Origin of the sequence: Streptomyces sp. NPDC093544, assembly GCF_040683495.1 — a bacterium.
Classification (GTDB): domain Bacteria; phylum Actinomycetota; class Actinomycetes; order Streptomycetales; family Streptomycetaceae; genus Streptomyces.
In genome coordinates this window covers 1-18,998 of sequence record NZ_JBFBEA010000030.1, presented here as the reverse complement: position 1 = coordinate 18,998, position 18,998 = coordinate 1, and the positions used below count along the sequence as shown (strand labels likewise).

Below are 18,998 nucleotides of genomic sequence, written 5' to 3'. Positions count from 1 at the left end.
GCAGACTGACGAGGGCGGTGCCGGGCGTCCCCTCCCGGCACCGCCCGTCCAGGGCCGCGCGCCACTTCAAACGCGGCCCGGCCAGTGGGTCACATGTGGACCACAGAAGCGGCGTTCTCGACCACCTCGGGTACGCCGCGGCGGTAGAGGAGGAAGCTGACGACCACGCCGACGGCGAAGAAGACGGCCGACCAGCCGAAGGCGGCGGTGTAACTCTCCATGGCCGCTTGGGCGTTGACGGCGGGGTCCGCGGGGTTCTTGCCGGAGAGGTAGTCGGTGGCGGCGCTGGAGGCGAAGGTGGTGAGGAGGGCGGTGCCGATGGATCCGCCGACCTGTTGCATGGTGTTGACCGTGGCGGAGGCGACGCCCGCGTCCTCGGGAGCCACACCTTGGGTGGCCAGGGACATCGCGGGGGAGATGATCAAGCCCATTCCGGCGCCGAACACGATCAGTTGGGGCAGCACCTCGGAGGCGTAGCCGCTGTTCAGGTCGAGGGTGGTCATCCAGACGAGGCCGATGGCAGACACGGCCATGCCCAGGGGGACGACGGGCTTGGGGCCGATGCGCGGGACGAGGACGTTGCTGGACAGGGCGGTCGTGGCCATGAGCGCGCCGACCAGCGGCAGGAAGGCCAGTCCGGTCTTGACCGGGGTGAAGCCGAGGGTCAGCTGCAGGTAGTAGGTGAGGAAGAGGAAGATCCCGAACATGCCCGCACCGATGATGAGGACGGACAGGAAGGACGCGGCGCGGTTGCGGTCGGCGAGGACGCGCAGGGGTAGCAGTGGGTGGGCGGCCTTGGTCTGCCACAGGGTGAAGGCGGCCAGCAGGACGACGCCCGCGATCAGCAGGCCCCAGGTGCCGGGCGAATCCCAACCGTGGGACTCGGCGTTGGAGAAGCCGTAGACAACGCTGAACAGTCCGGTGGAGACCAGGAGGGTGCCGGGCATGTCGAGTTGGACGTTCTTGTTCCGGGCGCTGCGGGTCAGGAACAGGGCCGCGCCGACGAGGGCGACGCCGGCGAAGATGATGTTGACGTACAGGGTCCAGCGCCAGTCGAGGTACTCGGTGAGCACCCCGCCCAGGAGCAGACCGATCGCGCCGCCGGCTCCGGCGATGGCGCCGTAGACGCTGAACGCCGTTGCTCGTTCCTTGGCGTCGGTGAACGTGGTGGTCAGCAGGGACAGCGCGGCCGGGGCGAGCAGCGCGCCGAACAGCCCCTGCCCGGCACGGGCGGCGACCAGCAGTTCGAAGGTGCCTGCCGCGCCGGCGAGAGCCGAGGCCCCGGCGAACCCGACCAGGCCCACCATGAAGGTGATCTTCTTACCGAAGAGGTCGGCGATACGTCCGCCGAGGAGCAGCAGACTGCCGAAGGCGAGGGCGTAGGCGGTGACCACCCACTGGCGGTCTCCGTCGGAGAAACCGAGGTCCTGCTGTGCCGAGGGCAGGGCGATGTTCACGATGGTGGCGTCCAGGACCACCATCAGCTGGGCGATGCCGACCACGGCGAGGATCCACCAGCGATTCCGGTGCGACTGGTCGGCGGCATCGGATGCCGAGGGGCCGTTCGGTACGGCGGTCAACGAGGTATGTGACATGAGGGTCCAACTCCAAGCGCGTGTGAGAAGGGTTCAGGAGTTCAGGAGGGCCGGCATGAGGACCGTGTCGGTGAACCGGGTGAGGTAGTCGGCGTCCGCGAACACGCCCTCGAACGCGGGGCGGCTGATCACGGCGCCCGTCAGCATTGACGGGAGGAACTGGGCGGCGCCGGGGCGCTGGGCCAGTTCGCCGCGGTCGACGGCGCGGTCGATGAGGCTCATCAGGTGGGCCGCGTCGGGTTCGAGGAGGGCGGTGCGCATCGCCTGGCCGAGGGTGGCGTCCGTCAGAATGGCGTGCCCGAGACCGGAGAGGAGAGCGGTCTCCTTCTCGGCGTGGGCCGCGAGCTTGAGGGCAGACGCCAGCAGGTCACCGCGGAGGGTGCCGGTGTCGATCTGATCGAAGTGCAATGGGCGCGCGGTGTGCAGGGCGGCGACGATCATGCCCGCCTTGCTGTTCCACTGCCGGTAGAGCGTGGCCTTGCTGCAGCGTGCCCGGGTCGCGACGACTTCCATCGACAGGGCCTCGTAACCCACCTCCCGCATCACGTCGAGTGCCACGTTCAGCAGTTCGATCTCCCGGTCGGGCGTCACCCGTGGGCGACGGATCGGGGTGGCGGGGGTGCCGTCCGTGGGCATGGGTGCCTCTTCCTTGGCCCTCGACTCTGACCGAGTCCCATGGCCCTCGACTCTGACGATCGAAACGAAACGGTTCCGTACGCATAGCTAAGCAGCCCGGCAAAAGAAACGCAACCGTTTCATCGGGTGGGCCGGGTTCGCATCGCCCGAGCGGCCCGGCGCATGGCGGGCGCTATGGTGCTGGCATGACAGCGGATCTTCAGTCGGCCTCTGTCGCCGCCGGCGGTGGTGACACCCGCCTCGGCCAGCTGATCATCACGGTCTTCGGTCTCTACGCGCGCGGCGAGCACAACTGGCTCTCGGTCGCGTCGGTGGTGCGGCTCATGGCCGAACTCGGGGCGGAGGGGCAGGCCGTACGGTCCGCGGTCTCCCGCCTGAAGCGTCGCGGGGTACTCCGCAGTGAGCGGCACGCGAACGCGGCGGGCTACTCCCTCGCGGAGCCGACCCTGGAAGTGCTCGCCGAGGGCGATGTACGTATCTTCGAGCGGGCCCGTGCGGTCCAGGACGACGGCTGGCTCGTGGTCGTGTTCTCGGTGCCGGAGCCCGAGCGTGAGAAGCGGCACGCACTGCGGACGAGCCTGACCCGCTTGGGCTTCGGTACCGCCGCGCCCGGGGTGTGGGTGGCGCCGGGCAACCTGGCGGGGGAGACACGGCGGACCCTGGAGCGCCGCGGACTGTCCGCGTACGTGGACCTCTTCACCGGGGACCACTTCGCCTTCGGGGATCTACGGGCGAAGGTCCGCGTGTGGTGGGACCTGGACGAACTCACCGCGCTGTACGCGGACTTCCTGCGCCGCTACGACGCTGCCCGCGACCGGACGTCGGCGGGTGGGACGACTCCGCCGGAGGCGTTCCGGACGTACATCCCCATGCTCACCCAGTGGCGGCGGCTGCCCTACCGCGATCCGGGACTCCCGCTGGCGCTCCTGCCGCCGGGGTGGAACGGGGTGACCGCGGGCGAGATGTTCCACGAGCTGAACATGGCGCTGGGTGCGCCGGCGCGCGAGCATGCCCTGGCTGTGATCCACGGGGCGGGATAGCCGCACCGGTGGCGACGAACCGCGGACGCGTACCGCTCACCCCTGCGGCACCCTGAGCCGCTCCTCGGGAATCACCGCCACGCCGAGAATCTCGATCAGGGCCTCGGGCTGCCACAGGGCCGTGCAGCCGATGCCGGCCATGGCCGGGTAGACGGGGCCGGCGAGTTCGCGCCAGACCTCGCCGATCTCCTTGCCGTGGGCCTGGTAGTCAGGGATGTCGGTGAGGTAGATGGTCACGCTGACCAGGTCTTCGGGCTCGCCGCCCACCTCCCGGAGCGTGGTCAGCAGGTTGCCGAACGCCTGGCGGAACTGCTCCACGATGCCGCCCGGCACGATCTTCAGATCGGCGTCGAGAGCGGTCTGTCCGCCGAGGTGGAGCGTGTTTCCCGCGAGGGTTCCATGTGAGTAGCCGCGGGGCGTCGGGAGGGCGTCCGGGTTCACGGCGACGGGTGAAGTCATGCGGCGGGCCTCCAGGGGAGTTCGGATCGGATTCCGATCCGTCCGGCGGTGCGTATTGACAATAAATGACGACAGTGAAAAATACGAGACATGGCGCGCTCGGTCCCAGCCGCCCGGCGGCACCGGTCCCGGCGCCGCCACGGCCGTTCCCACGACTGCCGAAACGGCCGTCCCGCGACTACCGAAACGCCTGTCCCACGACAACCGAAACGGAGCCGACCCCGTGGAGCCCGACCTAAGCAAGTACCGGCTCGAAGGCGACAACTCGATGTACCGGCTGCCCAGCGGTCTCGTTGCCCCCGTCGTGACCCGCGGCGGCTCCGAGGACGGGGGCACCGCGGATTCGGGCGGGGCCGTCCGGATCTCGGGCGTGAGCATTCAGCACACCCCCGCCACCAGACTCTGGTTCGGTAAGGTCAGCAACGACCCCGGCTATCGCTCGGTCACTCATCACCACGGCGAGGCCGAGACCGGCGGGTACGTCCTGTCGGGCAGGGCGCGCATCTACTTCGGCGAGAAGTTCGAGGACTACGTCGACATGGCAGAGGGCGACTGGGTCTTCGTACCGCCCTTCATGCCGCACGTCGAATGCAACCTCTCGCGGACGAAACCGCTGACATGGATGACGACCCGGACACCGGAGAACATCGTCGTGAACCTCGCCGACGTCGCCGACGCCGACCTGCGCGACTGGCTCGACCGATGACGACCGCCGACTTCGCCTCGGAGAGCGACGTCACCTCGGAGACCTTCACCTCGGCCATCGCGCTGACTCCCGCCGAGCCCGAGCACTTCGACCTCGCCTTCACCGCAGTCACCCAGCCGTGCCCGTGGCCCAAGGCGTACGGCGGTGATCTGGTCGCGCAGGCCGCGGCCGCGGCGATGCGGTCGGTGACCGACGGCAAGACGCTGCATTCGATGCACAGTTACTTCCTGCGCCCGGCCGACATCGGGGCGAGCGTGCGGTACGAGGTGGAAGTACTGCGCGACGGCCGGGGTTACAGCACCCGGCAGGTGCGCGGCTACCAGAACGGCAAGCCGCTCTACGTCTGCCTGGCCAACTTCGCCGCGGGCGAGGCCGGCGGGACCTTCGAGTCGCCACTCGCCGAGGTCGTTCCGGGTCCCGAGGAGCTGCCCGACTCGGCGGGGTACCTCGCGGAGCGCGTCGGCGGCACGATGACCGCCGAGTCCAAGGCCTACTGGTCGGGCGGCCGCAGTTTCGACATGCGGCATGTGCCCGGCCCCGTCTACCTCACCGTCGAGGGGAAGCAGGTGCCGCACCAGGCGGTGTGGCTGAAGCCGTTCGACCCGCTGCGGTCCGTCGAGGGACTCACCGACGCGCAGCGGGACCTGGCCGCCCTCGTCTACGTCTGCGACTACACGATTCTCGAACCCGTCCTGCGGGTGCTCGACCTGTCCTGGGCCAGACCCGGGCTCATCACCGCCAGCCTCGACCACGCCATGTGGTTCCACCGTCCGGGACCGGTGGGCGACTGGCTCCTCTACGTCCAGGAAGCGGTGGCCGCGGACGCGGGCCGCGGACTGGGCACGGGCCGCTTCTTCACGCGCGACCACCGTCACCTGGCCACAGTGGTCCAGGAGGGCATGATCCGCACCGCCTGACCCGCCGCCCCGTCGGCGGGCTCCCGGAAGGACCCCTCCGTTGTCTCCTTCGACTCCGTTGTCCCTTTCGACCTCAGCCCATCTGGACACCTTCGCCCGCGACCACCTGCCGCCCGCGCACCTGTGGCCGACGATCGAGTTCACCACGCCCGAACTCCACTACCCGGACCGGCTGAACGCCGCCACCGAACTCATCGACGTCCCCGTTTCGACGTACGGTGCCGACCGCCCGGCGCTGCGCACCCCGGCGGGGGAGACCTGGACGTACGGCCAACTCCGCACGCGCGCCAACCAAGTTGCCCAGGTACTCACCGAGGACCTCGGGCTGGTCCCCGGGCAGCGGGTCCTGCTACGGGCACCCAACAACCCCTGGGCGGTGGCGTGTTGGCTCGGTGTGCTCAAGGCCGGTGGTGTCGTCGTGACCACCATGGCCGCGCTGCGGGCCCGTGAGATCGCCCCGGTCGTCGAGCGGACGCAGCCTTCGATAGCCCTGGTGGATCACCGTTTCGCCGAGGACGCCCATGCCGTCCGGGACACCACTCTGCCGTCACTGACGGTGGTGGAGTACGGCGGTACCGGACCCGGGGATCTCGTCGAGCGCGCCGCGGGCAAGTCCGGCGACTTCACCAACGTGGAGACCGCCGCGGACGACGTGGCACTCCTCGGACCGACGTCCGGCAGCACGGGTACCCCGAAGATCACCATGCACTTCCACCGGGACATCCTGTCCATCGACAACACCTTCGGCCGCCACACGCTGAAGCTCGTCCCGGACGACCTGGTCGCCTGCACCGCCCCCTTCGCCTTCACCTTCGGCCTCGGCATGCTCGTCGTCTTCCCGCTGCGGGCCGGCGCCTGCGCCCTGCTGACCGAGGCCGTCACCCCGCCGCAACTCGCGGAGCTCGTCGAGCGGGAGGGCGTCACCGTGCTCGCCACGGCGCCCACCGCGTACAAGGCGATCGTGCGAGAAGGGCAGGAACAGCGGCTCGCCGGGCTGCGTGCCGGAGTGTCGGCCGGCGAGCACATCGCCCAGGACACCTGGGAGCGGCTGCGCGACAGGCTCGGACTCAAGGTCATCGACGGCATCGGTGCCACCGAGCTGCTGCACATCTTCATCTCGGCCGCCGGTGACGACATCCGGCCCGGTGCCACCGGGAAGCCGGTGCCGGGTTACCGCGCGGTCGTCCTCGGCCCCGACGGCGCGGAACTCGGCCCCGGGGAACCGGGGTTGCTGGGCGTCATCGGTCCGGTCGGCTGTCGCTACCTCGGCGACGAGCGGCAGAAGGACTACGTCGTGAACGGCTGGAACGTCACCGGTGACGTCTTCCACCGGGACGAGGACGGCTACTTCTTCTACCGGGCCCGCAGCGACAACATGATCGTCTCCTCGGGCTACAACATCGGCGGGCCCGAGGTCGAGGCCGCCGTCGACACCCACCCCGATGTGCTGGAGTCCGCCGTCGTCGCCCGGCCCGACACCAAACGCGGCTCCGTCGTATGCGCCTTCGTCGTGCTCCGCGACGGTGTGCCGGGCGACAGCGCCAAGGCCAAGGAGATCCAGGACCACGTCAAACAGGTCCTGGCTCCCTACAAATACCCACGCGACGTGCGGTTCTGCGACTCCCTGCCGCGCAACACGAGCGGCAAGCTCCAGCGCTTCGCACTCCGCAAGATCATCGAAGCCGAGCAGGCCGTGCAGGCCGTGCGGCCCCCGCAGGCCGCCGCGCCCGGCAGCGAGCAGTGAGAGGAACAACCCCCTTGAAGATCGCGATCATCGGCGGTGGCCCCGGCGGCCTCTACCTCGCTGCTCTCATGAAACAGCTCGACCCCGCCCACGACATCACCGTCTGGGAGCGCAACGCACCCGACGACACCTTCGGGTTCGGCGTGGTCTTCTCCGACGAGACGCTCGGCGGCATCGAGAACTCCGACACCGAGTTCGCCGCCGCCATGGCGCGGCGGTTCGCCCGATGGACCGACATCGACATCCACTTCCGCGGCCAGAGCCACACCGTGGGCGGCCAGGGCTTCGCCGCCATGAGCCGCAAAGAGCTGCTCCGCCTGCTTCAGGAGCGCTGCCGTGACCTCGGGGTCGCCGTGCACTTCCGGACGCCCGCCCCCGAGGGCCTGCTCGCCTCGCACGACCTGGTGGTTGCCGCCGACGGCGCCAACTCCCTTACCCGGGCGGCCCATTCGGATGTCTTCCGCCCCACCCTGGACCGACGCCACAACAAGTACATGTGGCTCGGCACCGACCAGGTCTTCGAGGCCTTCCAGTTCTTCGTCAAGCAGACCGAGTGGGGGACCATGCAGGTCCACGGCTACCCCTACTCCGACAACGGTTCCACCTTCATCGTCGAGATGCACGAGGACGTCTGGCGCCGCGCCGGCTTCGACGCCACCGAGGGGGTCGAGTTCGCGCCGGGGGTCTCCGACGAGCAGGCCGTGGAGCGCATCCGGGACCTCTTCGCCGAGGAGCTCGGGGGCCACAAGGTCTTCGCCAACAACTCGAAATGGCTCAACTTCACCACCGTACGCAACGAACGGTGGCACCACCGCAACCTCGTCCTCGTCGGCGACGCCGCGCACACCGCGCACTTCTCGATCGGCTCGGGTACCAAGCTGGCGATGGAGGACTCGCTCGCTCTCGCCGCCTGCCTGCACGAACACCCGGACGTGGAAGCCGCGTTGACCGCCTACGAGGCCGAGCGGCGGCCCGTCGTCGAGTCCACCCAGCGGGCGGCGCAGGCTTCGTTGGAGTGGTTCGAGAACATCGGCATGTACGTCGATCAGGAGCCGACCCAGTTCTGCTTCAACCTGCTCACGCGGTCGCGCCGCATCACGTACGACAACCTCCGCGCCCGGGACGAGGAGTTCGCCGGTCGCGTCGACGCCGCCTTCGCCGCGTCACAGGGGCTCGACGGTGGCGTGCCGGCGATGTTCCAGCCTTTCCGGCTGGGGGAGTTGGAGCTGAAGAACCGGGTGATCGTCTCTCCGATGGACATGTACTCCGCGGTGGACGGCGTGCCCGGCGACTTCCATCTCGTCCACCTCGGCTCCAAGGCCATGGGCGGCGCAGGACTGGTGATGACGGAGATGGTCTGCCCCTCGCCCGAGGGCCGGATCACCCCCGGCTGCGCGGGTCTGTGGACCGACGAACAGCGCGACTCCTGGGCGAGGATCGTGTCTTTCGTCCACGACCGGAGCACCGCGCGCATCGGACTCCAACTCGGTCATGCGGGGCGGAAGGGTTCCACCCGGCTCATGTGGGAGGGCATGGACGTGCCGCTGCCGGAGGGGAACTGGGAGGTCACCGGCCCGTCACCGCTGCCGTACGGCGCCGGATCGGCCCTTCCGCGTGAGGTGACCCGGGCCGAACTGGACCGGATCGTCGGCGAGTTCGTCGACGCGGCGCGGCGTGGCGCCGAGGCGGGCTTCGACCTGCTCGAACTCCACTGCGCGCACGGCTACTTGCTGTCCTCCTTTCTCTCGCCGACGGCGAATCACCGCACCGACGAGTACGGCGGCTCGCTGGAGAACCGGCTCAGGTTCCCCCTGGAGGTGTTCGACGCCGTGCGTGCGGCCTGGCCCGCCGGGCGGCCGATGATCGTGCGTGTCTCCGCGACCGACTGGGTGCCCGACGGCAACACCGAGCACGACGCCGTCGAGATCGCCCGCGCCTTCATCGCGCACGGGGCGGACGCGATCGACGTGTCCTCGGGCCAGGTGACGAAGGATGAGCGGCCCGCGTACGGCCGCTCCTATCAGACACCGTTCGCGGACCGGATCCGCCACGAGGTCGCCGCCGCCACCGGTACGGCGGTCATCGCGGTCGGCGCCATCGCCTCGTACGACGACGTGAACTCGATCCTGCTCGCGGGCCGCGCCGACCTGTGCGCCCTCGGCCGCACCCACCTCTATGACCCGCACTGGACCCTGCACGCGGCGGCCGAGCAGGAGTACCTGGGCGCGGCGGCGCAGTGGCCGGTGCAGTTCGGCGCGGGGCGCCGCAAGCCGCCGACCTCGCGCACCGACGCCGTACGGCCGCGGCTGTCGCTGTTGCGGGCCGATGAGTCCGAGCGGAACGTGCATCTACGCTGGACGCCGTCGCGTGAACCGGCTTCTGTCTGAACGGTTTCCGTCCGACCCGGTTTCCGTCCGACCCGGCCGCGCGGCGCTGACAGGCCCAGCGCCGTCCCCGTACCAGGAGGCACCCATGCCCGAGCCGTCCGTCCTCTCCGCCCTGGTAGCAGCGTTGCAGGACGGGTCGGTCGAAGTCGTCGACCTCACCTCGCCGTTGTCCGCGTCCACACCGGTGATCCAGCTGCCTCCCGAGTTCGGCCAGACCGCGGTGTTCGAACTGGAGGAGATCAGCAGGTACGACGACCGGGGCCCGGGCTGGTACTGGAACAACTTCCGCAGTGGCGAGCACACCGGTACCCACTTCGACGCACCCAACCACTGGGTCACCGGGAAGGACCTCGGCGACGTGGCGTCGGTGCCGGCGCGACGGCTGATCGCCCCGGCCGCGGTCCTCGACTTCTCCGCCGAGGCGGCGCTGGACCCCGACTTCCTTGTCGAGGTGGACCATGTGAAGGCCTGGGAGGCAGAGAACGGACCACTGCCGGACGGCGGTTGGCTGCTGTTGCGTACCGGCTGGGACACCCGGTCGCATGCGCAGGAGCCGTTCCTCAACGCCGACGAGAACGGCCCGCACACCCCCGGACTGTCTCCCGAATGCGCCCGCTGGGTGGCCCAGGAGGCGCCGGTGATCGGCCTCGGCGTCGAGACGGTGGGTACCGACGCCGGAGCCGCGCACTCCTTCGACCCGGCCTTTCCGTGTCACTCGTACCTCATGGGCAGCGGCAAGTACGGGCTGACCCAGCTGCGGAACGTGGCGGAGCTGCCGCCCACCGGTGCTGTCGTCATCGCAGGACCACTGCCCATCGTCACCGGGTCGGGCGCTCCCGCGCGGGTGCTCGCCCTGGTGGAGCGCTCATGAAGGTCGCGGAAGCCGTCGGCAGGGCGCTGGCGGCGGCCGGGGTCGACCATGTCTTCGGTGTCGTCGGGTCGGGCAACTTCCATCTGACCAACGGGATGGTCGCGGCGGGCTCACGGTTCGTCGCCGCGCGCCACGAGGGCGGCGCGGCCACGATGGCCGACGCGTACGCGCGGATGAGCGGCACGGTGGCGGCGCTGAGCGTGCACCAGGGCCCCGGCCTGACGAACGCCCTCACAGGTATCACCGAGGCCGCCAAGAGCCGTACCCCGCTTGTGGTGTTGGCGGCCGAGGTGACCGAGCCGAGGTCCAACTTCTATGTCGACCAAGAGGCGTTGGCCCACGCGGTGGGCGCGGTATCGGCGCGGGTGACTTCGGCCGAGGACGCGGTCGAGGAGGCGTGTGCCGCCGTACGACATGCGCTGTACGAACGCCGGACCGTGCTCCTGAACCTTCCCTTGCAGGTGCAGGCCCTGGACGTTCCGGACGGTGCGTTGGACCTGGCCGCCCCGCCTGCCGCGCGGGCCGCGGTCGAGCCGACGGCAGCCGACACGGCAGCACTGGTCGAGGTACTGGAACGGGCCCGGCGGCCGGTCTTCGTGGCCGGACGGGGAGCGCGCACCCCCGGCGGCCGGGACGCCCTCGCGGAACTCGCCGAGCACTATGGCGCGTTGCTCGCGACCTCGGCCGTCGCCCGCGGGCTGTTCCACGGCAACCCCTGGTCGCTCGACGTGTCCGGCGGCTTCTCGTCGCCGTTGGCGGCCGAGTTGATCCAGGGCGCGGACCTGATCGTGGGCTGGGGCTGCGCCCTGAACATGTGGACCATGCGGCACGGCCGGCTGATCGGCGCGGACACCACCGTCGTACAGGTCGACGACAACGCCTCGGCGCTCGGGGTGCACCGAGACGTACAACTCGGCGTCACCGGCGATGTGGAGTTCACGGCGCGGCGCGTGCTCGACGGGACGGGCGGCGGCGGGCAGCGGCGGGGTTACCGGACCGCCGACATCGAGGCGGCCATCGCCGCCCGCCTGCGCTGGCGGGATGTGCCGTACGAGGACACGAGCACCCGTGAACGGATCGACCCGCGCACGCTGAGCATCGCGCTCGACGACATCCTTCCCGCCGAGCGGGTGATCGGCGTCGACTCCGGCAACTTCATGGGCTACCCGAGCATGTATCTGTCGGTACCGGACCACAACGGCCTGTGCTTCACCCAGGCGTACCAGTCGATCGGCCTCGGGCTTGCGACCGCGATCGGCGCGGCGCTCGCGTGGCCGGACCGGTTGCCGGTGGCCGCACTCGGTGACGGCGGCGCGCTGATGAGTGCCGTCGAACTCGACACCGTACGGCGGCTCGGGCTGCCGATGGTGGTCGTCGTCTACAACGACGACGCCTACGGAGCGGAGGTGCACCACTTCGCACCCGGTGGATACCCGCTCGACACCGTCGAGTTCCCGTCGACGGACATCGCGGCCGTGGGCCGCGGATACGGCTTCGAAGCGGTCACCGTGCGAACCCAGGCCGATTTGAAGGCCGTAGAGGACTGGGTGGCCGGTCCACGGTCGGCGCCGTTGCTCATCGACGCCAAAGTGGTCAGTGACCGTGGGGCCTGGTGGCTGGAGGAGGCGTTCCGGGGGCACTGAGTATCGGCACGCGGTGGGCGCAGCTTCCTGCGCAAAGCGGACGACGATCCGTGTTCTGCGGAAAGTGGATGGCGAACCGCGTTCCGCGGATAGCGGGGCAATTCGCACGGGCCTACATTTTGGGCAGCTTCACTGCCGTCCATGGGATCGCGGCCACGGATGCCGACTGTGGGGGGCCACTGATGCCGACCGTGGAGAACGAACTTCATTCACCACGTGTCTTCATTCACGACGTGTGGAGACCCCATGAGCGCCCGTTCGACTGTCTCGCCCGACTGGCTGGTCGAAGCCGTCGGTTCGGTGCTCGCCGCCGTGGGCCTCAGACCTAGGGCCGCGACGGCGGTGGCCCGAGGCCTTGTCGAAGCGGACCTCCGCGGCACACCTTCCGACGGTGTGATGCTGGTACCCATGTACGCCGAGCGGCTCCGCAAGGGTTCCGTGGGCACCCATGAGAGCGCCGAGGTGGTGCAGGACATGGGGGCGATCGCGGTGCTCGACGCCGGGCACGCACTCGGCCAGCTCACCGGTGACCAGGCGATGGACCTGGCCGTCCTCAAGGCCCGCACCTATGGGATCGGAGTGGTGACGGTGTGCCACGCCTTCCACTTCGGCGGCGCCTACCGCTATGCGCGGACGGCCGCCTACGCGGGCTGCATCGGTATCGCCGCGGCCAACAGCAGCCCGCTCATGCCCGCCCCGGGCGGAACGGCGGCGGTGGGCGAGAACCCCCTCGCCATCGCCGTCCCCACCGAGAACGGCGAGCCGATCCTCCTCTCCCTGGCCCTCTCCGAAGCCGCACTCGGCGAGGCCCGGCTCGCCGCCCGGCAGGGAGGGCCGATCCCGCGGACCCGGGCCGACGGCCGTGCGGGGACGCCGCCGACCGACCCGGTCGAGGCACTGGCCGGACTGCTGCTGCCCGCGGCCGGACACATGGGGTACGGGCTCGCGCTCGTCGTGGACATCCTGACCGGCGTACTGTCCGGCGGGAGCTTCGGCAGCGGTGTCCGCGACCTGAACGCCGACACCTCGGAGCCCATCGACTGCGCGCACTTCTTCCTCGCGCTGTCCGTCTCCGCGTTCGGGAACCGGGCCGCCTTCGAACAGCGCGTCGCCGAGCTCGCCGCGCAGATCACCGGCTCGCCGAAGACGTCCGGCGCCGAACGGCTGCTGCTGCCCGGTCAGTTGGAGGCCGAGCGGAAAACCGCGACACGCCGCGCCGGAGTCCCGCTCGACGCCAAAGTCCTCGCCGCTCTGCGAGAGACCGCCACCACGGTGGGCGTCACGCTGGGAGCCCCGTCCTAGCGGCACACCCTCGAACAACGCATGAACCGGCACGGCCTCGGTGAGCTACTCCGTGCGCAAAGCCGTCGCCGTGCGCGTCCTGGCCGCCCAGCCCGCCGGAAGCAGCGCGCCGAGCAGGGCGATCGTGATCCCGGCCAGTGCCAGCAGGACCAGCTGCCAGGGCTCGTACACATCGACGATCGACGGCGGCAGATTGGTGCCCGCGGAGTGCCCCATCACCGGCAGTACGAAGCCGTGCAGGGCGAACCCGAGCGGTGCGCCGACCAGACCGCCGAGTACGCCGATCCCGGTCACCGAGGCGAGAACGAGGCTTACCGTCTGCCGCGGTGACATGCCGAGCGCCTTGCAGACGCCGAGGTCGTGGACGCGCTCCCGGGTGTCGAGGACCGCGGAGTTGAGGACACCGAGCCCGGCGACGGAGACCAGCATGAGGGTGAGGAGCACCGCCATCGCCTCCAGGACGAGGATCATGTTCTCGCCCTCCGAGGCGGAGTTGGCCATGGCGTCGGCGCCCAACGGCTGCACCACCGCCGCGAGTTGCTTGGCGTACTCGGCGGGGGAGACACCCGGCTTCACCTCGATGAGGAAGGACTCGGGCTTGGCCGCTTCGAAGTTGGTGAGGTCCGCGTGCAGGTGCATGCCGTCGTCCTCGGTGTCGAAGGCCTCGCCGACGATCCGCAGGGTCTTGGTCTCCTTCTGATACGTCACCCGCACCGTGTCACCGATCTCGGTGCCGGTCCGTTCCAGGAAACCCGTGGGCACCACGACCTGCCCCGCACCGGTGATCCAGTGCCCGGAGATCATCTCGTAGCTGCTCGCACCCAGATCACCCTGGTAGAAGTTGGCCCGGACCGAGCCGGAGACCCCGGCCACGGTCGCCTCGGTCTGCGTCATGCCGTAGTACGAGGCGGTGCCCGACTGGGCCTCGATGGCGGCGCGCACCTTCGCCGGGTCGGCGGCAGGGGCCTCGGCCTTGCCTTCCGCGGGGACAGGTCCGCCAGGGCCGACGCGGGGCCCGCCGCTGACCACGGTGACCGCCGCGCTCTCCTCGGGATCCGCCGCATTGCCGATCGCACTCAGCGACGCGGTCAGCCCCACCGCGAACGTCGCCGCGACCGTGCCGAAGGCCACCGCGAGCAGCATCGCGAGGGTACGGACCGGGTGGGCGAACGGACTCGCGAGGCCGTAGGTCACCGCTCGCGGCAGCGGCAGCCGCCCCGCCGCCCGGTGCGCCCACTGGCCGCGCCCGGTGCGCGGTGCCCGGCCGACGGCGATGGCCTCGACCGTGCGCAGTCTTCCGGCCCGCAGCGCGGGGATCAGCGCCGCGATCCCGACGACAGCCAGCGCGGCGGCCGGCACCACCACGTCCACCCACCAGGCCACGGTCAGCGAGGCACTGCCGTACGCCCGCTCGGTGTCCTCCAACAGGGGTACGGCCAGCAGGTTTCCGAGGACGACCCCCAGCGCGATACCCGCGACCGCCGGGATCAGCGCCTGAGCCACGTACGCGCGCACCACCTCGCGCGGTGTGAAGCCGATGGCCTTGAGGATGCCGATCCTGCGCAGGCTGGTGCCGACCGCCCCGCTGACCACACTGCCGACGATGATCACCGACATGACGATGCCGAGCGCACCGAAGGCGATGAGGAAGGGGATGGTCGCCGCCGCACCCTGATCGGCGGCCCGCTTGGTGTCCAGATAGGACGTGGTGCCGATCAGCGCCCCGGACGGCACGGCGGCGGCGAGCGTCTTGCGGGCGGCGGCGATCTGCGCCTTCGTCCCCGCGGCGTCGAAGCGGTACAGCATCTGGCTCGCGACCGGGCTGTCCTTCGACCCCAGCGCCCTGGCCTGCGCGGGGGTCGCCCACGCGTCGGCGGTCCTGCCGGCCGACACGGCGAGGCCGACGACCGTCAGGGTCTGGGCGTCCGCGCCGTCCGACGTCCTCAGTGTGGAGCCCAGCTTGAAGGCGGGTCCGGCGAACTGCACGGACAGCACGACCTCGCCCGGCTTCGCCGCCCACCGGCCGGACTTGAGGTCCAGATCGTCCACGTCGCTGTGGGGTCCGGACCGGCCGACGAGAGTCAGCGTCGGCGAATTCACCCCCTTGATCACCGTGATCGGGAACGGCCCCGCGGTCGCGGTGACGCCGTCCAACTGCCCGGTGGCCTTGAGCTCGGCCGCAGTCGCCTTGTCCGGGTCGAACTCCGCGGTGAGGTGCGCACCGTGCTGTTTCGCGAAGGCGTGGTCGAAGGGCGCGCTCGCGGCGACCATGAGCGATCCGGCGACCACGGCGGAGGCCACGGCCATCATCGTGGCGATGGCGATCACCACGGTCTGCACCCGGCGCCGGCCCACCCCGGAACGTACGACCCGGCCGAGCGCGCCGGTGCCGAATCCGGTGCCGAAGCGACTCATCGGACCGCCTCCGCGTGGGTGTCGAGGGCGAGGTGGCCGTCGACCAGATGAATCGTGCGGCTCGCGCACGCTTGAGCCAGCGCCAGGTCGTGCGTGACCAGCACGATGGTTTGGCCGCCCCGGTGCAGATCCACCAGCAACTCCCGTACGTCCTGGCCCGAAGCGGTGTCGAGGGCGCCGGTCGGCTCGTCGGCGAGCAGCAGCGCGGGCCGGTTGACCAGCGCCCGGGCGACCGCGACCCGCTGGCGTTCGCCGCCGGAGAGCCGGCCCGGGTAGGCGCGGGCGTGCTTCTGGATGCCAAGGGTCTCCATGAGCTCGCCGGCGCGGGCCGCCGTCTTCCGGCGTGCGCTGCCCGCCAGTTGGGCGGGGAGCTGGATGTTGTCGGTGACGGTGAGGTCGTCGAGCAGGTTGAAGAACTGGAACACCATGCCGATCTGCTCGCGGCGGAACCGGGCCAGCGCGTGCTCACTCAGTTCGTTCAGCGGCCGGCCGGCCACGGACACGGTTCCCTCGGTCGCCTTGTCCAGGCCCGCGACGAGGTTCAGCAGCGTGGACTTGCCGCTGCCGGAGGGGCCCGTCACGGCGAGGGCCTCTCCCTTGTCGACGGAGAGCGTGAGCGGTCCGAGCGCGGGTGTGCCGGAGCTGTCGTAGCGCTTGGCCACGCTCTCCAGTTGGATCACCGGGGTCATGGGAGTCGTCCGTCCTTGGGTTCGTGAAGGTGCGTTGCCGGGCCCAGCGAACCTAGGGGCGGGCGCCGTTCGGGCGCGTCGGCCGCGGCACCGACATACGGCCCTCCCCGCGGAGGACCCGGCCGCCGGGTCATCCCTGCGAAGTACGCCTCCGGGACAGCGACTTGGTCGCGCAGACGGACGCGGGCGGGGCGGGTGGGCCACACAATGTGCTGATGGGCATGGGCATGGGCATGGGCATGGGCATGGGCATGGGCATGGGCACGGAGACGGAGGACCGGCGCGGATGGCGTCAGCAACTGCGTGACGCGCTGCGGCCGGACGCGAAGTCCGCCCCGCTGTCACGGCGGGCGGTGCGCGCCGACGTGGTGCTGGCGGTCGTACTGACCGTCGTCGCGCTGATCGTGGCGGCGCGCTATCCGGGCGACGGTCCGGTACGCATCGTCTCGAAGGACGAGTACGGGTTCCCGGTCCCGCCGCGACCGCTCGCACCCGGTGAGCGGCCCCCGGACGGTGAACTCCCGTCCGTGCCCTGGTTCCTGGTCGTCCTGTCGGCGCTGCCGCTGGCGGCCATGCGCAGATATCCGCTGACCGTGTTCGCGGTGGTGCTCGGCGCGGCGCTGGCCATCGGTGACGACGCCTCCTGGATCAACGTGTTCACCATCGTCATCGGCGCCTACAGCGCGGTCATGTACAGCCGTTACCGGGCGGGGGCGCTGGCCGGTCTTGTCGTCGCCGCCGTGCTGGCCGGTCTGGCCTTCCGGGAGGCGGAGCCGATGCTGCCAGGGTGGTCGAGTCCCGCGGTCGTGCTGCTTGTCGCCGGGGTGGTGGCCAGCCTCGTCCGCTTCTCGCGGCGGCGGCTGGCGGCCAGCCGGGACCGGTTCACGGAGTTGGAGAGGGCGCAGGAGGAGGCCATGCGCCGGGCCGTCGAGGAGGAACGCGCCCGGATCGCCGCCGAGTTGCACGACGTCGTGACCCACAATGTGAGCGTGATGGTGATCCAGGCGGGGGCGGCACGCAAGGTGATGGACGCGGCGCCGGAGCGGTCGAAGGAAGCGCTGCTGGCGGTGGAAGCCGGGGGACGGGCCGCGATGGCCGAACTCCGGCATGTGATGGGCCTGTTGGCCGCCCCGGACACCGGCCGCGCCGACAGTCCCGCCGACGGTCTGGAGCCGCAGCCCGGCCTCGGACAGCTCGACGCCCTGACCGAGCGGGTCCGCGCCGCGGGGACTCCGGTCGGCGTCGCGATGTCGCTGCCGCCGGACCCGCTGCCGCCCGGGGTGGAGCTGGCGGCGTACCGCGTGGTGCAGGAGGCGCTGACCAACACCATCAAACACGCGCCCGGCGCCGACGCCTTCGTCACGATCGGCTACGCCGACGACTGCCTGGAGATCGAGGTCATGGACAACGGCGCCGCCCACGACTCGCCGCCCGCGGACGGCGACTCCTCGCCGGTGGACGGCAACGGCCGCGGACTGATCGGACTGCGCGAGCGCCTCGCGGTGTACGGCGGTGAGCTCACGGCCGGTCCGACCCTCGCCGGCGGATACCGGATCACGGCCCGCGTCCCGTGGCGGACCACGTGAACCGGCCGCCCCTGCGCGCGGTCATCGCGGACGACCAGGCCCTGGTGCGTACGGGCTTCGGGATGATCCTCGCCGCCGACGGCATCGAGGTGACGGCCGAGGCGGCCGACGGGTACGAGGCTGTCACCGCCGTCCGGCGCACCCGGCCCGACGTCGTCCTCATGGACATCCGGATGCCGCGGATGGACGGCATCGAAGCGACCCGGCGGATCATCGAAGGTGCGGGGCCGGGGGACGAGACACGGGTCATCATCCTCACGACGTACGACCTCGACCACTACGTCTACGCGGCGCTCACCGCCGGCGCCAGCGGCTTCCTGCTCAAGGACGTCACCCCCGAGCATCTGGTGGCCGCCGTACGCCTGGTGCAGTCGGGCGACGCTTTGCTCGCGCCCGCGATCACCCGCCGGCTGATCGAACGCTTCGCGCACCGGGTCGAGAACCGCGCGGCCCCCCTGCACCGCGACCTCTCCGGTCTGACCCCCCGTGAACTGGAAGTGCTCCGGCTGCTCGCGACGGGCCTCAGCAACGCCGAGCTCGCCGACCGGCTGTTCCTCAGCCCCACCACGGTGAAGACGCACATCGGCCGCATCCTGTCGAAGCTGGACCTGCGCGACCGGGTGCAAGCAGTCGTCCTCGCCTACGAGACGGGGCTGATCTCGCCAGGTGGTCCGGCCGACACGGGTCGCTAAGGGCCGACTGCTTCAGCGTCGAGGCACTTGAGCCGCGCGAAATCTTGTCCGCGCCCTCTGGACATCTTTCGCTCGTGCCGCAACCATGAAGCAACTCCATACGGTATGCAATCTACAGTATGGACACTCGCTCCCGAGATTCTGAACCGGACCACGTACAAGTGAGGCGGCGAACATGACGAAGGCTCTTGAGGGCGTGCGCGTCCTGGATATGACGCACGTTCAGTCCGGCCCGTCCGCGACGCAGATCCTCGCGTGGCTCGGCGCCGATGTGGTCAAGCTGGAGGCGCCGACCGGTGACATCACGCGCACGCAG

General features: G+C 70.4%; 16 protein-coding genes. 11 read left to right on the top strand and 5 right to left on the bottom strand.

Annotated elements, in window-relative coordinates; all coding sequences use genetic code 11:
* Positions 1–89 precede the first annotated feature (89 nt).
* A complete protein-coding gene (locus tag AB0N66_RS34885) occupies positions 90–1,595 on the bottom strand; it encodes an MFS transporter (RefSeq protein WP_365442623.1) in 1,506 nt (501 codons plus the stop codon).
* Between the two features lie 33 nt (positions 1,596–1,628).
* Complete coding sequence (locus AB0N66_RS34880; protein WP_365442621.1) at positions 1,629–2,231, bottom strand: TetR/AcrR family transcriptional regulator; 603 nt, start codon at positions 2,229–2,231, stop codon at positions 1,629–1,631.
* Between the two features lie 185 nt (positions 2,232–2,416).
* Between AB0N66_RS34880 and AB0N66_RS34875 the strand changes: the two genes are divergently transcribed.
* Positions 2,417–3,271: a PaaX family transcriptional regulator C-terminal domain-containing protein gene (locus AB0N66_RS34875; protein WP_365442619.1), complete on the top strand. Its 855-nt coding sequence runs from the start codon at positions 2,417–2,419 to the stop codon at positions 3,269–3,271.
* 36 nt (positions 3,272–3,307) lie between these two features.
* Here AB0N66_RS34875 and AB0N66_RS34870 read toward each other — a convergent pair whose 3' ends face one another.
* Complete coding sequence (locus tag AB0N66_RS34870; RefSeq protein WP_365442617.1) at positions 3,308–3,730, bottom strand: RidA family protein; 423 nt, start codon at positions 3,728–3,730, stop codon at positions 3,308–3,310.
* Positions 3,731–3,953: 223 nt separating this feature from the next.
* On the opposite strand from AB0N66_RS34870, the gene AB0N66_RS34865 reads away from it, so the two are divergent.
* The 7 genes from AB0N66_RS34865 (at position 3,954) to AB0N66_RS34835 (ending at position 13,300) form a co-directional block, all read left to right on the top strand.
* Positions 3,954–4,436, top strand: a complete 483-nt coding sequence (locus AB0N66_RS34865; protein ID WP_365442615.1) for a cupin domain-containing protein — start codon at positions 3,954–3,956, stop codon at positions 4,434–4,436.
* Positions 4,433–5,353 carry an acyl-CoA thioesterase domain-containing protein gene (locus AB0N66_RS34860; RefSeq protein WP_365442613.1) on the top strand — a complete coding sequence of 307 codons (921 nt, stop codon included), beginning with the start codon at positions 4,433–4,435 and terminating at the stop codon, positions 5,351–5,353. Before AB0N66_RS34865 ends, AB0N66_RS34860 begins: the two co-directional genes overlap by 4 nt.
* Positions 5,354–5,411: 58 nt before the next feature.
* Positions 5,412–7,097: an AMP-binding protein gene (locus AB0N66_RS34855; protein ID WP_365442768.1), complete on the top strand. Its 1,686-nt coding sequence runs from the start codon at positions 5,412–5,414 to the stop codon at positions 7,095–7,097.
* A 14-nt stretch (positions 7,098–7,111) separates the two neighbouring features.
* Positions 7,112–9,484: a bifunctional salicylyl-CoA 5-hydroxylase/oxidoreductase gene (locus AB0N66_RS34850; protein ID WP_365442611.1), complete on the top strand. Its 2,373-nt coding sequence runs from the start codon at positions 7,112–7,114 to the stop codon at positions 9,482–9,484.
* Between the two features lie 85 nt (positions 9,485–9,569).
* Complete coding sequence (locus AB0N66_RS34845) at positions 9,570–10,355, top strand: cyclase family protein (RefSeq protein ID WP_365442609.1); 786 nt, start codon at positions 9,570–9,572, stop codon at positions 10,353–10,355.
* The gene (locus AB0N66_RS34840) at positions 10,352–11,998 is read left to right on the top strand and encodes a thiamine pyrophosphate-binding protein (RefSeq protein WP_365442607.1); all 1,647 of its coding nucleotides are present in this window, start codon (positions 10,352–10,354) and stop codon (positions 11,996–11,998) included. The genes AB0N66_RS34845 and AB0N66_RS34840 overlap by 4 nt, the downstream gene beginning before the upstream one ends.
* Positions 11,999–12,244: 246 nt before the next feature.
* On the top strand, positions 12,245–13,300 hold the full coding sequence (locus tag AB0N66_RS34835; RefSeq protein ID WP_365442605.1) for an Ldh family oxidoreductase: 1,056 nt from the start codon (positions 12,245–12,247) through the stop codon (positions 13,298–13,300).
* Positions 13,301–13,345: 45 nt separating this feature from the next.
* On the opposite strand, the gene AB0N66_RS34830 is transcribed toward AB0N66_RS34835, so the two are convergent.
* Both AB0N66_RS34830 and AB0N66_RS34825 read right to left on the bottom strand, forming a co-directional pair.
* The gene (locus AB0N66_RS34830) at positions 13,346–15,715 is read right to left on the bottom strand and encodes an FtsX-like permease family protein (RefSeq protein ID WP_365442603.1); all 2,370 of its coding nucleotides are present in this window, start codon (positions 15,713–15,715) and stop codon (positions 13,346–13,348) included.
* Positions 15,712–16,404 carry an ABC transporter ATP-binding protein gene (locus tag AB0N66_RS34825; RefSeq protein ID WP_365442601.1) on the bottom strand — a complete coding sequence of 231 codons (693 nt, stop codon included), beginning with the start codon at positions 16,402–16,404 and terminating at the stop codon, positions 15,712–15,714. Before AB0N66_RS34825 ends, AB0N66_RS34830 begins: the two co-directional genes overlap by 4 nt.
* A 257-nt stretch (positions 16,405–16,661) precedes the next feature.
* Here AB0N66_RS34825 and AB0N66_RS34820 point away from each other — a divergent pair, with 257 nt between their 5' ends.
* The 3 genes from AB0N66_RS34820 to AB0N66_RS34810 form a co-directional block, all read left to right on the top strand.
* Positions 16,662–17,990, top strand: a complete 1,329-nt coding sequence (locus AB0N66_RS34820; RefSeq protein WP_365442766.1) for a histidine kinase — start codon at positions 16,662–16,664, stop codon at positions 17,988–17,990.
* On the top strand, positions 17,975–18,682 hold the full coding sequence (locus AB0N66_RS34815) for a response regulator transcription factor (RefSeq protein WP_365442599.1): 708 nt from the start codon (positions 17,975–17,977) through the stop codon (positions 18,680–18,682). Before AB0N66_RS34820 ends, AB0N66_RS34815 begins: the two co-directional genes overlap by 16 nt.
* 175 nt (positions 18,683–18,857) lie before the next feature.
* On the top strand, positions 18,858–18,998 hold a 141-nt coding region (locus AB0N66_RS34810; protein ID WP_365442764.1), incomplete at its 3' end, for a CoA transferase.